The 15,208-nt window shown below is 68.0% G+C and carries 14 protein-coding genes; 8 read left to right on the forward strand and 6 right to left on the reverse strand.

The features are described 5' to 3' along the window. Positions 1-53: 53 nt before the first annotated feature. Positions 54-3,692 (reverse strand): chromosome segregation protein SMC, encoded by a 3,639-nt coding sequence (gene smc / locus VMT40_RS10495; protein WP_326357784.1) that lies wholly within the window; start codon positions 3,690-3,692, stop codon positions 54-56. 149 nt (positions 3,693-3,841) lie between these two features. On the opposite strand from smc, the gene VMT40_RS10500 reads away from it, so the two are divergent. Next, complete coding sequence (locus tag VMT40_RS10500) at positions 3,842-4,789, forward strand: MerR family transcriptional regulator (protein WP_326357785.1); 948 nt, start codon at positions 3,842-3,844, stop codon at positions 4,787-4,789. Here VMT40_RS10500 and VMT40_RS10505 read toward each other — a convergent pair. Both VMT40_RS10505 and VMT40_RS10510 read right to left on the reverse strand, forming a co-directional pair. Continuing rightward, a complete protein-coding gene (locus tag VMT40_RS10505) occupies positions 4,737-5,276 on the reverse strand; it encodes a hypothetical protein (protein WP_326357786.1) in 540 nt (179 codons plus the stop codon). The genes VMT40_RS10500 and VMT40_RS10505 overlap by 53 nt on opposite strands. 40 nt (positions 5,277-5,316) lie before the next feature. After that, a complete protein-coding gene (locus VMT40_RS10510) occupies positions 5,317-5,745 on the reverse strand; it encodes a DUF1707 SHOCT-like domain-containing protein (protein WP_326357787.1) in 429 nt (142 codons plus the stop codon). 177 nt (positions 5,746-5,922) lie between these two features. Here VMT40_RS10510 and VMT40_RS10515 point away from each other — a divergent pair, with 177 nt between their 5' ends. Both VMT40_RS10515 and VMT40_RS10520 read left to right on the forward strand, forming a co-directional pair. Then, positions 5,923-7,155: an acyl-CoA dehydrogenase family protein gene (locus VMT40_RS10515; protein ID WP_326357788.1), complete on the forward strand. Its 1,233-nt coding sequence runs from the start codon at positions 5,923-5,925 to the stop codon at positions 7,153-7,155. A gap of 2 nt (positions 7,156-7,157) precedes the next feature. Next, positions 7,158-8,282, forward strand: coding sequence for an acyl-CoA dehydrogenase family protein (locus VMT40_RS10520; protein WP_326357789.1), 1,125 nt, complete (start codon positions 7,158-7,160; stop codon positions 8,280-8,282). A gap of 87 nt (positions 8,283-8,369) precedes the next feature. On the opposite strand, the gene VMT40_RS10525 is transcribed toward VMT40_RS10520, so the two are convergent. Beyond that, the gene (locus VMT40_RS10525) at positions 8,370-8,549 is read right to left on the reverse strand and encodes a hypothetical protein (protein ID WP_326357790.1); all 180 of its coding nucleotides are present in this window, start codon (positions 8,547-8,549) and stop codon (positions 8,370-8,372) included. A gap of 184 nt (positions 8,550-8,733) precedes the next feature. Between VMT40_RS10525 and VMT40_RS10530 the strand changes: the two genes are divergently transcribed. From VMT40_RS10530 to VMT40_RS10550, 5 genes are all read left to right on the forward strand, one after another. Beyond that, positions 8,734-9,174: a carboxymuconolactone decarboxylase family protein gene (locus VMT40_RS10530; protein ID WP_326357791.1), complete on the forward strand. Its 441-nt coding sequence runs from the start codon at positions 8,734-8,736 to the stop codon at positions 9,172-9,174. A gap of 91 nt (positions 9,175-9,265) precedes the next feature. Then, positions 9,266-10,027: a metallophosphoesterase family protein gene (locus tag VMT40_RS10535; RefSeq protein WP_326357792.1), complete on the forward strand. Its 762-nt coding sequence runs from the start codon at positions 9,266-9,268 to the stop codon at positions 10,025-10,027. Between the two features lie 178 nt (positions 10,028-10,205). Further along, a complete protein-coding gene (locus tag VMT40_RS10540) occupies positions 10,206-10,649 on the forward strand; it encodes a CBS domain-containing protein (RefSeq protein WP_326357793.1) in 444 nt (147 codons plus the stop codon). A 22-nt stretch (positions 10,650-10,671) separates the two neighbouring features. Next, entirely contained in the window at positions 10,672-11,964 is a 1,293-nt protein-coding gene (locus tag VMT40_RS10545; protein ID WP_326357794.1) for an ArsB/NhaD family transporter, read from the forward strand. Positions 11,965-12,047: 83 nt separating this feature from the next. Next, a complete protein-coding gene (locus tag VMT40_RS10550) occupies positions 12,048-14,198 on the forward strand; it encodes an acyltransferase family protein (RefSeq protein WP_326357795.1) in 2,151 nt (716 codons plus the stop codon). A 1-nt stretch (position 14,199) separates the two neighbouring features. Here the strand turns inward: VMT40_RS10550 and VMT40_RS10555 are convergent, their stop codons facing one another. Continuing rightward, positions 14,200-14,637, reverse strand: a complete 438-nt coding sequence (locus VMT40_RS10555) for a hypothetical protein (RefSeq protein WP_326357796.1) — start codon at positions 14,635-14,637, stop codon at positions 14,200-14,202. A 101-nt stretch (positions 14,638-14,738) separates the two neighbouring features. Then, on the reverse strand, positions 14,739-15,185 hold the full coding sequence (locus tag VMT40_RS10560; protein WP_326357797.1) for a MarR family winged helix-turn-helix transcriptional regulator: 447 nt from the start codon (positions 15,183-15,185) through the stop codon (positions 14,739-14,741). Positions 15,186-15,208: the final 23 nt, after the last annotated feature.

Genomic DNA, 15,208 nt, shown 5'->3' on the forward strand with positions numbered 1-15,208 from the left:
ACACCAGAATTCCCGCTCAGCGGGACCTCCGGCCATGGTGCGGCCGTGGTGAATTAGGTTGTCGCGCCGACCAGGTTCTCTCCGCGCATGCGCTGCGAAATCACCTGGGTGATGCCGTCGCCGCGCATGCTGACGCCGTAGAGGGCGTCGGCGATCTCCATGGTCGGCTTCTGGTGGGTGATGACGATCAGCTGGCTCTTCTCACGCAGCTGCTCGAACAGGCCGATGAGGCGACGCAGGTTGGTGTCGTCCAGCGCCGCTTCGACCTCGTCCATGACATAGAACGGGGAGGGGCGGGCGCGGAAGATCGACACCAGGAAAGCGACTGCGGCCAGTGACTTCTCGCCACCGGAGAGCAGCGAGAGCCGCTTGACCTTCTTGCCCGGCGGGCGCGCCTCGACCTCGACGCCGGTGGTGAGCATATTGGCCGGATCGGTGAGCAGCAACCGCCCCTCACCGCCGGGGAACAGGCGCGAGAACACGCCCTCGAATTCACGCTCGACATCCTCGTAGGCCTCGGTGAAGACCTGCAGGATGCGCTCGTCCACCTCGGCCACCACGTCGAGGAGATCCTGGCGGGCCTTCTTGACGTCCTCGAGCTGGGTGTTGAGGAAGGTGTAGCGCTCCTCGAGGGCCGCGAACTCCTCCAGCGCAAGGGGATTCACCTTGCCGAGGGTGGTGAGGTCCTTCTCGGCGCGCTTGGCCCGGCGCTCCTGGGTGGCGCGATCGTAGGGCATGGGCTGCGGTTCGCTGACGGCTTCGCCGCGTTCGCGGGCCGCCTCGTACTCCATCATCTCCAGCGCGGTGGGCGGCATGGGGACGTCGGGGCCGTATTCGGCGATGAGGTCGTCGAGGCTGAGGCCGAACTGTTCGGCAATGTTCTGCTCGACCTGTTCGATGCGCAGCGCCGCCTGGGCGCGGGCCACCTCGTCGCGGTGCACGGCATCGGTGAGCTGCGCCAGCTGGGTGGCCAGGGCGCGCGAGCGCTCCTTGGTCTGATCCACCTGGGCGGCGAATTCGGTGCGGCGGCGCACCAATTCGTCACGCCGCGCGGCGGCCTGGGCGACCACCTGCTCGAGTTCGGCGGCCACCTTCTCCGCGGACTGGGCGACCACGGCCGCGACGGCGGCGGCCTGGCGGCGGGCGGCCTGGGCGCGTTCGGCGCGCTGCCGGTTCTCGCGTTCGGCGCGGGCGGCGCGGCGCAGCGAATCCGCCTTGCCGCGCACCGATTCCGCGCGCTCCTCGGCGGTGCGGACGGCCAGGCGGGCCTCGACCTCCATGGAGCGGGCCTCGGCGAGGGCGGCGGCGGCCTCCTCGCGGGCGTATCCGGCGGTCTCGGTGCCCGCGGCCTCCGGATCCATATCGGCCTGTTCGGATTCGGCGTGGCGCAGCCGGTCCTCGAGTTCGGCCAGTTTGGCGAGGGTCTCCTCGCGGCCGGTTTCGGCGTCGGCGCGCTGGGCGAGCAGGCGGTCGCATTCCTTCTGCGCGGTGCGCGCGGAATGCCCGAGTCGGCCGAGCCGGTCGTAGATGGCGACGAGGGCCTGATCGGATTCGTGCAGGGCCAGCAGCGCGTGGTCGACGGCTTCCTTGCGATCGGTCTGTTCGGCGAGGGCTCCGGCCAGCGCGGCCTCCAACTCCTCGGCCTGCCGCTGCCAGGACTCCAATTCCCGCGTGGCGGAATCGATCTCGGCCTGCACCTCGAGCTGGCTGGGTGCCCGATCGGAGCCGCCGAGCACCCATCCGGTGCCGGTCAGATCGCCGTCGCGGGTGACCACCCGCAACTCCGGGCGCTCCGCGATCACCCGCGCCGCGGCGGCCAGATCGTCGGCGACGGCGATGCCCGCCGTCAGCGCGGCAATGGCCGCGCGCAGATGCGCCGGGCAGTCCACCACCTCACCCAGCCAGCGCGCCCCACCGGGTAGTCGGGAATCCGCCTGCGCGGCAGCGGACATCGCGCCGCCGGTGCCGTCGGCGAAGGCGGTGGCGTCGGAGAAGACCAGGGCGGCGCGGCCGCCATCGGCCTCCTTGAGGGCGCGGACGGCGGCGTGGGCCGAGGGGCCGGTGTCGGCGGCGACCGCGTCGGCCAGCGGGCCGAGGGCGGCGGCGACGGCGGATTCGAAACCGCCGTGGACGCGGATCAATCCGGACAGCGGGCCGAGCAGGCCGTCGGCGCGATTCTCGAGCAGCCAGGCCGCGCCGTCCTTGCGGCGCAGGCCCATGGTCAGGGCCTCGATGCGGGCGGTGAGGGAGGCGACGCGTTTGCCTGCTTCCCGGTCCTTTTCGCGGAGTTCGGTGACGCGCTGGTCGGCCAGGGCGAGGGCCTGGGCGGCGTGTTCGTAGGCGGTGTCGAGGCCTTCCTCGCCCGCGTCGAGTTCGGTGAGTTCGCCCTGGACGGCTTCGAATTCGGCATTGGCCTCCTCGCCGCGGCGGCGGGCCTCGGCGATGGCGGTGGACATGCGGGCGATCTCGCCGTCCACGGATTGGGCGCGGGTGCGCAGGGTGTCGACCTGGCCGGAGAGGCGGGCCAGGCCCTCGCGGCGGTCGGCGATGGCGCGCACGGCGGCCAGGTGGGCCTGTTCGGCGGCCTTGGCGGCCTGTTCGCGCTCGTGCAGCTGTTCGCGCGCGGCTTCCAGGGTCTCCGTGGCCATTTCGACCGCTTCGCGCAGTTCGGCCTCCTCGGCCTCGACGCGATCGGCCTCGCGCTCGAGCTGTTCGGGATCGCGGCCGGTGCCGGTGGGTTGCTCGATGGTGAGGTTGCGAGCACGATCACGCGCAATCCGGATAGTGGCATTGACGCGTTCGGTCAATGCGGACAGCTGGAACCAGGTCTGGGCGGCCGCCTCGGCGCTCGGGGTCAGCTTGGAGAGCTCGAATTCCTGCTGGGCCAGGGCGGCATTCGCGGCATCCAGCTCGGCCTGCACGTTCACGTGCTGTTCGCGCGCGTACGCCTCCTTGCTCTGCTGGCTCTCCAGCTCGCGGCGGCGGGTCACCAGATCGTCGGCGGCGAGCCGCAATCGGGCATCACGCAGTTCGGACTGGACGGTCGCCGCGCGTCGGGCGACCTCGGCCTGCCGTCCGAGGGGCTTCAATTGCCTGCGCAGTTCGGTGGTGAGGTCGGTGAGGCGGGCCAGATTGGCCTGCATGGCGTCCAGCTTGCGGACGGCCTTCTCCTTGCGCCGCCGATGCTTGAGCACGCCCGCGGCCTCTTCGATGAAGGCGCGCCGATCCTCCGGCCGCGACTCCAGAATCGCCGACAGCTGCCCCTGGCCGACGATGACGTGCATTTCGCGCCCGATGCCGGAGTCGCTGAGCAGCTCTTGGACATCCATGAGGCGGCACGAGTTCCCATTGATCTCGTACTCGCCCGCGCCGTCACGGAACATTCGGCGCGTAATGGACACTTCGGAGTACTCGATGGGCAGCACCCCGTCGGAATTGTCGATGGTCAGCGTGACCTCGGCACGACCGAGCGGCGCGCGGCCGGCGGTGCCGGCGAAGATGACGTCCTGCATCTTCCCGCCCCGCAGCGCCTTCGCGCCCTGCTCACCCATCACCCAGGTGAGCGCGTCGACGACATTGCTCTTCCCCGACCCGTTGGGCCCGACCACACACGTGATCCCGGGTTCGAATCGCAACGTCGTCGCGGACGCGAAGGACTTGAACCCCTTCAGCGTCAGACTCTTCAGGTGCACAGCGGCCCAGACTACCCCCTCCCCCACGATTGCCCCGAGTATGCCGAAGTTCGCGTCCGATCCCGTCGTTCCCCGCCCCACCAGCCACATCACGAATCCGGACAGATGGACTTGAGTCTCCACCAAGGGGAAGCACGAAGGTTGGACGCATGGACGACGAAACGCTCTACACGATCGGAGCACTGGCCGACCGGACCGGACTGACGGTCAAGACCATTCGGTTCTACTCCGATAAGGGAATCGTTCCGCCGACCGTGCTCAGCCCCGGCGGCTACCGCCTCTACGACCTCGAGGCGCTCGCCCGTCTCGAATTGGTCCGCACCCTGCGCGAACTCGGCATGGACCTGGCCACCGTGCGCCGCGTCCTGTCCCGCGAAACCTCCCTCACCGAGGTCGCGGCGGCCCACGCCGAAGCAGTGGACGTCCAAATCCGCGTCCTGCGCCTGCGCCGCGCGGTCCTGCGGGCGGTAGCCAAGCGGGAATCGACCGAAACGGAGATGGGATTCATGAACAAGCTCGTCCGACTATCCGAAGCCGAACGCGACCGCATCATCCACGACTTCATCGACAACACCTTCGGTGCCTTCGACGGCAACCCCGCCGTCGTCGAACTCCTCCGCACCACCATGCCCGAACTCCCCGAGGATCCGACTCCCGACCAGGTAGGCGCTTGGATGGATCTGGTGGATCTGGTGCAGGACAACGATTTCCGCGCCGCCATCCGCCGCATGGCCGAATACCAGGCCAAGGAACGCGCCGCCGGGGACGAGACCGGCCTCCACCACGACCTCACCGAAACCGTCCGCGACCAGGTGGGCAAGGGACTGGAGCAGGACATCGCTCCCGACAGCCCAGCCGCGGGCGCGATCGTCGATGCCCTGGCGGCCAGCTACGCGGCCACCTTCGCCAAACCCGACGACCGACGCCTGCGCGAATGGATCCTGGAACGCCTCGAAATAGCCAACGACCCTCGCGTCGAGCGCTATTGGCACCTCGTCGCAACCATCAACGCCTGGCCCACACTCCCCGACCTGGCTCCTACCTTCACGTGGTTCGCCGCCGCCCTCCGTGCGCGATTGACGGTGACTCGGCCATAGTCGGGAGGCGGCGGCGCCAGAGTTCCAGGAGCGGGAGGGCGACGAGGGTTGGGCCGAGCCAGGCGATCAGTTGCGCCGCGCCGTAAAGGGGTCCGTCCACGGCGAAGGCTACGACGAGAGTTGCTGTCCAGAGGGCGATGTAGGAGCCGCCCAGGCCGTGGACGTAGGCGTGGGTCCACGCGCCCGGGCGGTAGCGGGCTCGGTGGCCCAGGTCGGCCAGGGCGTAGGTGAGGACCGAGACAGGGATCAGCCACCAGAGGTCGGGGCGGTGCCAGAGGACCATCACGGTGGCTGTGATGCAAATGGCGGCAAGGGTCTTCAGGTACCAGGGCCACCAGTCGATGGGGTGCCGCGCCACCGGCGCTGCGGACCAGATCGGCTGGGGCGGCGGGGATTTGATGTCGGTCCAGGCGACGACGGGGCCCAGGAGTAGGCCGAGGGTGCCGACGGTGATGTGCAGGGTCAGGAGGGCTGTGTATGTGGGCATGGCCCACCTCCACGGGTTGTGAGCGGGGCGGCCGCCGGGCTCAGCGGGTGCGGTAGCGGTTCCAGGCCGCGGATTCCCAACCCATGGCGACGCGGAAGACGAGGACCGCGCCCCAGGGGACGGTGACCCAGATGGGCCAGAAGTAGGTGAATTCGCCTGCGGCCAAAGAGATCGCGGCCCAGATGAACAGGCACAGGAGGCTGACGCCCAGCCAGGCGCTGCCTTCGATTTGCTGCCAGATCGGGAAGCGTGCGCGCGAAGTGGACCGGGGCGCAACGGTCTTGGGCAGCTTCGGGAGGTCCTGGAGGACGAGTTGGAGGTCCTCGCGGGTGGCGGTCGAGTAGACGCGGGTCAGGCGGTCGTTGTATTCGGCGAGGTCGAGGCGACCGTCGGCGAGGTGGCGGCCGAGCAGGTCGGCGACGTGGGCGCGTTCGGCGTCGGAGGCGCGGGTGCCGGTGGTGATGTCCATGTCGATCCTCAACGGTCGAGAGGCGGGAGATATTCCATTGTGGAACGTCTGATAGCTCCAGGATAAAACTCCACAGTGGAATGTCAACCCATTCAAGTGAAGGCAGGTGCCAGCACATTTGCCAGCAGGGGTTATAGGATGCGATCGTTAGTGGCAGTTCTCGGACAAGGAGTCATCGTGGACCTCGAATGGTCGGCTGCCGATCTGGCGTTTCGTGATGAAGTGCGCAGCTTTCTCGACGAAAAGTTAACCGACGATCTTCGCCGCGCCGGGCGGCTGGCGACCAGCGTCTATCCCGACCACGAAGCCAGCATGAAGTGGCAGCACATCCTGCACGAGCGGGGGTGGGCCGCCCCGGCCTGGCCGGTGAAGTACGGCGGCTGCGACTGGAGCCTGACCCAGCACTACATCTTCGGCCGCGAATGCACCCTCGCGGGCGCGCCGAACCTGTCCCCCATGGGGATTCGCATGGTCTCGCACGCCATCATGGCCTTCGGCACGCCCGAGCAGAAGGACTACTTCCTGCCCCGCATCCTCACCGGCGAAGTCTTCTTCTGCCAGGGCTATTCCGAGCCCGAGGCGGGTTCGGACCTGGCCTCGCTGTCCATGGCCGCGGTCGCCGACGGCGAGGATCTGATCGTCACCGGCTCCAAGATCTGGACCACCCACGCCACCGAGGCCAACTGGATCTTCGCCCTGGTCCGCACCTCCAAGCAGGCCAAGAAGCAGCAGGGCATCACCTTCCTGCTCATCGACATGCGCACCCCGGGCATCGAAATCCGGCCGCTGGTCATGACCTCCGGCGAGCAGGTGCAGAACCAGGTCTTCTTCGACCAGGTCCGGGTGCCCAAGGCCAATGTGCTCGGCCAGATCGACGACGGCTGGACCGTGGCCAAGTTCCTGCTCAACTTCGAGCGCGGCGGCGGCGCGGCGGCCCCGATGCTCCAGGTCATGGCCGAGGAGCTGGCGCAGGCCGCCAAGGATCAGGTCGGCCCGAACGGCGGTGCGCTGCTGGACGATCCGGCCTTCGCGCACCGGCTGGCCGATGCCCGCCTGCGCGCGGACGTGCTGGAGATTCTCGAATATCGCACGCTCGCACTGGTTTCCAGCGGCAAGGACCCGGGTCCGGCCGCCTCCACCATCAAGATCCTGGGCACCGAGCTGAGCCAGACGCTCACCGAGCTGGCCCTGGAGGCCGCCGGTCCGCGCGGTCGCGCGTATCAGCCGCACGCCACCATGCCCGGCGGCCCCATCGCCGACTTCACCCCGCCCGCCGACGGTTTCGTCACCGGCGAGGAGTGGCAGGCGGTCGCCCCGCTGCGGTACTTCAACGATCGCGCCGGTTCGATTTACGCCGGTAGCAACGAGATTCAGCGCAATATCATCGCCAAAGCCACCCTGGGACTGTAGCCATGGACTTCTCTTTCACCGCCGAGCAGGAACTGCTCCGCGACACCGTCACCGAATTCCTCACGGCCCGTTACCCGCTGGAGGCGAGCCGGGCCGCGGCCCGCACCGGGGCCGGGTGGCAGCCGGAGATCTGGTGCGGACTGGCCGAGGAGGTCGGCATTCTCGGTGCGAGCCTGCCGGAGTCGGTGGGCGGCATCGGGGGCGGGCCGGTCGAGACCATGATCATCGCCGAGGCCTTGGGCGCGGCGCTGGTGCTGGAACCGTATGTGGACACCGTGGTGGTCGGCGGCGGTCTGCTGCGCCGCAGCACCGGCAAGCGGGCCGAGGATCTGCTGGCGGGCATTGCCGCCGGTGAGGTGGTCACCGGATTCGCCGCGCTGGAACCGCAATCGGGCTACGACTACACCAATGTCGCCACCACCGCCGTCCGCGAGGGCGACGACTGGCTGCTGTCCGGCGAGAAGACCGTGGTCACCTCCGCGCCGCTGGCCACCCACCTGCTGGTGACCGCGGCCGTGGACGGCGATATCGCGCTGTTCGTAGTGGATTTCGACGCCGCCAATCCGCCCGCCGGGCTCACCGCGCGCTCGTACCGCACCATCGACGAGCGTCAGGCCGCCGATCTGAGCTTCGCGAATCTGCGCGTGCCCGCGGACGCGCTGCTGCTGGCGCAGGCGGGCGCGGCCATTGCCGCCACCCTCGACGAGGCCATCGCGGCGGTCTGCGCGGAAACGGTCGGGGCCATGCGCAAGGTGCTCGCCGACACCGTCGCCTACACCAAGCAGCGCCAGCAGTTCGGCGTCCCGATCGCCAGCTTCCAGGCCCTGCAGCACCGCATGGTGGACATGTTGTTGGAGCTCGAACAGGCCGTGGCCGCAACCTATCTGGTGACGCTCAAGCTGGATGCCCCCGCGCCCGAGCGGGCCCGCGCCGCCTCGGCCGCCAAGGCCACCATCGGCCGCGCCGCTCGTCGGATCGGCCAGGAGTCGGTGCAGTTACACGGTGCCATGGGGATGACCGAGGAACTGGCCATCGGTCATTTCTTCAAGCGCCTCACGGCCGTTCAGTACGAGTTCGGCACCACCGACCAGCACATCGCCCGCTACGCCGCCCTGACGCGGCCGTAGCGGTTCCCGCGCACCGGCTTCAGGGGTGATCCGGTGCGAGGCCGGGGTTCCGGCGGATCATGTGCCAGATCCGCCGGAACCCGGCCACTAACGACGCTGTCCGTAGTTTCCGCTGACCGGTATCCGTTCGGCATCGCGCGCGGCGGATTCTCGCGTGTTGGCCGCCCCACGGGCCGAACCACGCACGGCGAGCACGATAACCAGCGCCAATGCGGGCCCTGTGACAAAACACAGCAGACCCAGCGCGATCAGCAGAACTGTTCCCACGTGCGGATTATTGTCCGCCATGCCGCATTTCGCACAATTACGGCAAACACAACCCTTCAGACATAAGGATCCGACCGGTCAGACAAAATCGGTGTGACCGGCGTCATACTCCGGTACCCGTCACGTTCGCGGGGGCTGTCTCGTCCAAGGGGTGCATTCGAACCAGAGGAAAGGACGCACCCCCATGGCGCGCATGAACCTGCAAGAGACCGCCCCCGAGATCTACCAGGCGTGGGTCGATGCCGAGATCGCCATTCGCCGCGGCCCGCTCGACGCGACGGTGCGGGAACTGGTGAAGCTGCGGGTCTCCCAGATCAACGGCTGCCTGTTCTGCATCGATATGCATGCCACCGAGGCCCGCGGGGACGGGGAGACCGAGCGCCGGATCTGGCACCTCAATGCCTGGCGCGAGTCGGCGCTGTTCACCGAGGCGGAGCGGGCGGCGCTGGAATACGCCGAGGCCGCAACCACACTCGGCCCGCACGGGGTGAGCGATGAGATCTGGGCCGCGGTGGAGAAGCACTTCGACGAGGGCCAGCGGGCCGGACTGGTCGCGGTGACCGCGCAGATCAATCTGTGGAACCGGCTCGGCGTCCCGCTGCGCATGGAGCCGCAGGAGCACTGAGTCCGACAGGGAAGCACCGAGTTCGACCCGCGAGAACCCGGTCGGCGGGAATCTCGTTGACAGGCCGCATGGTCTGTGGCTGATTGACGGTATGAGCAGCCGTGTCGGCGAGACCGAGGTGAGTGGCGTACGGATCGCGGCGGTGGGCGATCTGCACATGCGGGAGAGCATGCGCGGGCGATTCCGTCCCGCGCTGCTCTCCCTCGGCGCGCACGCCGACGTGCTGCTGCTGGCGGGCGATCTCACCAATGGCGGCACCCTGCGCGACACCGACGCCCTGTGCGCGGAGATCGAGGACCTGCCGGTGCCGGTGGTCGCCGTGCTCGGCAATCACGACCACGATCGGCGGCTCGGCTACCGAATCTCGGTCAAGCTCAACGACATCGGCGTGCACATGCTCGATGGCACGGCGATCACCCTGCTCCTCAACGGTATTCGACTCGGCATCGCCGGGGTGATGGGCGGCAGCGGCGGATTCCCCGGCCACCCCGGCAATCCCGCCGAGGGCAGCATGGAACACCGGCAGCGCTTCCTGCGCGGTCCCGCCGACGCGGCGCGACTGCGCGCCGCCCTGGAGTCCCTCGACTGCGACATGCGCGTCGCCCTCATGCATTTCGCGCCCGTGGTCGACACCCTGGTCGGCGAGAACCCCAAGATCTACCCCGGCCTGGGCTGTCAGGATCTCGCCGCGGCCGTCGACGCGGGCGGCGCGGTGCTGGCCATTCACGGACACGCCCACGGCGGCACCGAATTCGGCCGCACACCCGGCGGCGTCGAGGTCCGCAATGTCTCCTACGCGGTGATTCGCACCGCCTACCGGGTGTATGAGCCGACACACGGGAGCGGATCGTAAACCTGTTCCCGGTACTCTTTACGGAATCTCTACCGAAGGCGTGCCGGGAAGTCTGGTCGGCCGGTTCCGAAACCTCGGGCCGTAGGCTCCGACCTGGGAGTTTCGATGCGGCGTTCGTTTTCGATCTTGACGTATTCTCTTGCCGTGAACGCTCGGCTATCCGTCGTATCCTGCACCTATGCATGCCGCTCAGATGGCCGAGGACTATCCGGTGATCGATTTGGACTCCGACGCGATCGACGCGGCGAAGTTGCTCGCCGAGCATCGGCTCCCGGGGATCCTGGTGCTCGACGCGAACGGGAAGCCGCACTCGGTGCTGCCCGCCTCCCAGGTGGTGCTGTTCATCGTGCCGAAGTACGTGCAGGACGATTCGACGCTGGCCGGGGTACTCAACGAATCCATGTGCGGTCAGGTGGTGAAGCGGTTGCGGGGCAAGAAGGTTCGCGACGTGATTCCGGAGCGGCTCACCAAGATCCCGGCCGCCAAGGCCGACGACAATATCGTCGAGGTGGCGGCGCTCATGGCGAAGTACAAGTCGCCGCTGGTGGCGGTGCAGGACGGCGACACGGTGCTCGGCGTGATCACGTCCTCGCGGCTGCTGGAAGTAGCGCTCGCGAACTGAGCCCGCCGGGGCGGCGGTCGCTATGACCGTCACCATCGCCATCGCGGTTTTCACGATCGCCTACATCCTCATCGCCTCCGAGCGCGTCCACAAGACGATCGCGGCGCTGGTCGGCGGCGGTGTGGTCATCGCGGTCGGCATCGTGGACTCCGACGACGTCTTCTACTCCCACGAGACCGGCATCGACTGGAACGTCATCTTCCTGCTGCTCGGCATGATGATCATCGTCGGCGTGCTGCGCCAGACCGGCATCTTCGAGTACGTGGCGATCTGGGCGGCCAAGCGCGCCAAGGGATCCGCGCTGCGGGTGATGATCCTGCTGGTGCTCATCACCGCCACCGCGTCGGGCTTCCTCGACAATGTCACCACGGTGCTGCTCATTGCCCCGGTGACCATGCTGGTGTGCGAGCGCCTCGAGGTGCCGCCGACGCCGTTCCTCATCGCCGAGGTGCTGGCCTCCAATATCGGCGGCGCGGCCACCCTGATCGGCGATCCGCCCAACATCATCATCGGCAGTCGGGCGGGCCTGTCGTTCAACGACTTCTTCCTCAACATGACCCCGATCGTGCTGATCGAGCTGGCGGTGTTCACCCTGCTGCTGCCGCGACTGTTCCAGGGCTCGTTCGAGGTGGACCCCGAGCGGGCCGCCGACATCATGCAGCTGCACGAGCGCGAGGCGATCCAGGACCCGAAACTGCTCATCAAGTGCGGAATTGTGCTCGCGGCGGTTTTCGCGGGATTTTTCGGCCACCCGATTTTCCATCTCGAACCGTCACTGGTGGCTTTGCTCGGCGCGGGTGTGCTGGTGCTGATTTCCGGTCTGCCGCAACGTGATTACCTGTCCGCGGTGGAATGGGAGACGCTGCTGTTCTTCGCCGGATTGTTCGTGATGATCGGGGCGCTGGTGAAAACCGGCGTGATCGGCCGACTGGCGAAATACGCCACCGAACTCACCGGCGGAAACGCCCTTGTGGCAACCATGCTGATACTCGTCGTCTCGGCGGTGCTCTCGGGCGTCATCGACAACATTCCGTACGTGGCGACCATGGCCCCACTGGTGGCGGAGCTGGCCGATCACGTCGACAGTCCCGTGCAGTCGGAGGCGCTGTGGTGGGCGCTGGCGCTGGGCGCGGATTTCGGTGGCAACCTCACAGCAGTCGGGGCCAGCGCAAACGTAGTTATGCTCGGGATCGCCAAACGGTCGGACCATCCGATCTCGTTCTGGGAATTCACCCGCAAGGGCGTTCTGGTGACCGTGGTCACGGTCGTGGTGGCCGCCCCATATCTGTGGCTACGCTATTTCATATTCGCCTGACCTGCGACAAAAGGCACAACACGGACACCTTCTGTGTGGCGATTGGCTATTTTTGCGAACCCTGACCGACAATGACAGCCGCCATGTCCATATCCAGCACCGATCACCCGACCGCGCCGGACAGCGACCGCCAGGACGCACCGGACGCCCCCGCGATCCCCGGCAGCTACCGGCTGGATCTGGATGGTCTGCGGGGTGTGGCTATCGCGTTGGTGGTCGCCTTCCACATCTGGGCCGGGCGGGTGTCCGGCGGTGTGGACGTGTTCCTGGTGCTGTCCGGCTTCTTCTTCACCGGCATGCTCATTCGCCGCGCCGACGGCGGTCCGGTGGGCGTGGTGACCACGGTGCGGCGCACGCTGCGGCGGTTGCTGCCCGCCATGGTGGTGGTCCTGGCCGCGGTGGCCGTGGCCACGGTGTCATTGCTGCCCCACACCCGGTGGTCGGATATCGCGGGGCAGACGATCGCTTCGCTGTTCTACTACCAGAACTGGTATCTGGCGCTGTCGTGGTCGGATTACCTGGCCGCCGACCCGTCGGTGAGTCCGCTGCAGCACCTGTGGTCGATGTCGGTGCAGGGGCAGATGTATCTGGCGCTGCTGCTCGTGGTCGCCGCGGTCGCGTTCGCGCTGCGGAAGGCACTGGACGCGGGCGCGTGGAAGCTGGCCGCACAGCACCCGGTCCTGCGGCGCGCCGGACGGCACGGCATGCTGCGGATGACGCTCGCGGCGATCTTCGCCGTCGTGGCGATGGCGTCGTTCTGCTATGCGGCCGAAGGGGTTTCGACCCAGCAGGGCTGGAACTACTACGACACCTTCGCCCGCGCCTGGGAGCCGCTCGCCGGTGCGCTGCTGGCGATTCTCGCGCCGCTGATCCGACTGCCCAAGCCGACGCGAGAAGTGTTCGCCTGGACGGGAATCGCCGCCATCGCGTGCTGCGGCTGGATCGTCAACGGCGTCCTGGTCTTTCCCGGGCCCGCCGCGCTGATTCCCGTACTCGCCACCGTCGCACTGATTCTCGCGGGCGCGGGACGCGATACCGCCGATCAGCCGCTGGTCAACCGGCTGCTGGCGTCGGGTCCCATCGTGGCGTTGGGCGGCTTCGCCTACGCCCTATACCTGTGGCACTGGCCGATTCTCATCTTCTACCTGGGTGAGACCCATCAACGCCGGGCGGGAGCGATCGGCGGGCTGGGCATCATCCTGATCTCGCTGCTGCTGGCCTATCTCACCCACCATCTGGTGGAGGAGCCATTGCGCCTACGCTCCAAGCCTTCCGCCACCCCGGCCCGCGCCCGCATGCTCACCGGCGTGGCCGTCTCCACGGTCGGCGTGCTGCTGCTGGGTTCGACGCTCGCGTGGCAGTGGACCATGGGCGCGCGGGCGCACGCGGTAGGCGAGTTGGATCCGTCGAAATACCCTGGCGCGGCGGCCCTGACCGACCACGCGCTGGTGCCGCGCGCACCCATGCGGCCCACCACCGAGGAAGCCCCCGCCGATATCGCCTACCCGACCCGCGACGGCTGCATCTCCGACTTCGATACCAGGGCCGTCACCACCTGCACCTACGGCGATCCGAATGCCCACCGCACCATCGCGGTCGTCGGCAATTCGCATGCCGAGCACTGGATTCCGGCGTTCCAGATCCTGGGCGAGGAGTACCACTTCCGCGTCGTGGTCTACCTGAAGATGGGTTGCCCGCTGACGGTCGCCGAGGAGCCCATGTACAAGGGCCAGCAGAACCCGGACTGCCGCGACTGGTCGGCCGAGGTCATCGACCGGCTCGGTGTCGAGCACCCCGATTTCGTCTTCACCACCGCGACCCGCCCCAGCGATAGTGGCGGCGACGAGACGCCCCAGGACTACGTCGATGTCTGGTCCGCGCTGACCGAGCGCAACCTGCAGCTCATCGGCATTCGCGACACACCGTGGCTGCGCAAGAACGGCATTCGCTATCGGGCCATCGACTGCCTGGCCGAGGGCGGCAATCGAATCAGCTGCGGGCTGCCACGCACCGAGGCGCTCTCCCCTCAGAATCCCGCCGTCGCACCCGCCGCCGCCTTCCCGAACATGCACCTCATCGATCTCAACGACGCGGTCTGCGAGCCGGACGTGTGCGCGGTCGTCGAGGGCAATATCCTCATCTACCACGACGAACATCATTTGACCGCAAGCTATTCGCGCTCCCTGGCCCCCGAATTGGGCCGCCAACTCGAGCCCATTCTCGACTGGTGGTGAATCAGTGCGCTCCCGGGCGCACGATCATGAGCACGACCACCACCGCCCACAGCAGGTTGTAGATCCCGGCCAGCATCGACAGTCGCCGCAAGCGTGGCCCATCGTCGGGCTGATCGAGGGCCTTGCGCTGGTCCGGGTGGATGTAGACCGCCAGCAGGCCGCCCGCCAGGAAGGTGAGCGCCATGGCGAGGGTGACCCAGATTTCGCCCATCCGGCCCTGGAGGTCAGCCAGCAGGATGCCCACGACGGGCACGCTCAGGGCCAGCACCGCGTAGACACCGGTAATGCGGTGAAATGCCTTGGCCACCGCGATGTTCCGCTCCGGGGACTCGGATCCGGCGACGGGCGCGTAGCGCGGAAACAGGCTCGCGGCGACGGCCGACCCGCCCACGAAGATGATCCCGGCCAGCACGTGCAGCGATAACAGTGCCTTCTGCAAAGCGGTTCCTCCAAACCTTCAGTCAGGCTGAAGCATAGTCCTCGGCTTCAGCTTGCTTGAAGGTTGTGTGAAAGGTCACCACCGTCGCGAAAGCTGGTTAATCAGCGCGTGTTCCGGTTCTCGAACGCGGCGACGAGGGCGGCGCCGACCTGCCGCTGGAACGGCTCGGCGGCGGTACCGAACAGCCGCTCGTCCACCTCGGCGATCACCGCTTCCGCCGCCCGCAACAGCCGCCGCCCCTTGGCCGTGAGCTCGATCGTGGACGCCGATCCGGCCCGCGCCGTCCGATCCCGCACCCATCCCCCGGCCACCATGGCCTTCACCGCCGTGTGCACGCTCTGCACGCTGATGCCACCCATGCGGGCCAGATCGCTGAAGGAGGCCCCGGGCACGCTCGCGATATGCCCGAGCAGCGCCAACCGGGCGACGGTCAGATTCAGCTCCGCCAGCCCCGCGGCCAGTTCCGCCTCCACCCGGTGCGCCAAGGTCAGCAGGATGATCGAAGCGCTGGTGGGCGGCGGCGCGGGCCGATCGTTCTCGGTGCTCACCGACCCATCCTCCCGCACGCCCG

Origin of the sequence: Nocardia sp. CDC160 (assembly GCF_035818795.1) — a bacterium.
Taxonomy (GTDB): domain Bacteria; phylum Actinomycetota; class Actinomycetes; order Mycobacteriales; family Mycobacteriaceae; genus Nocardia.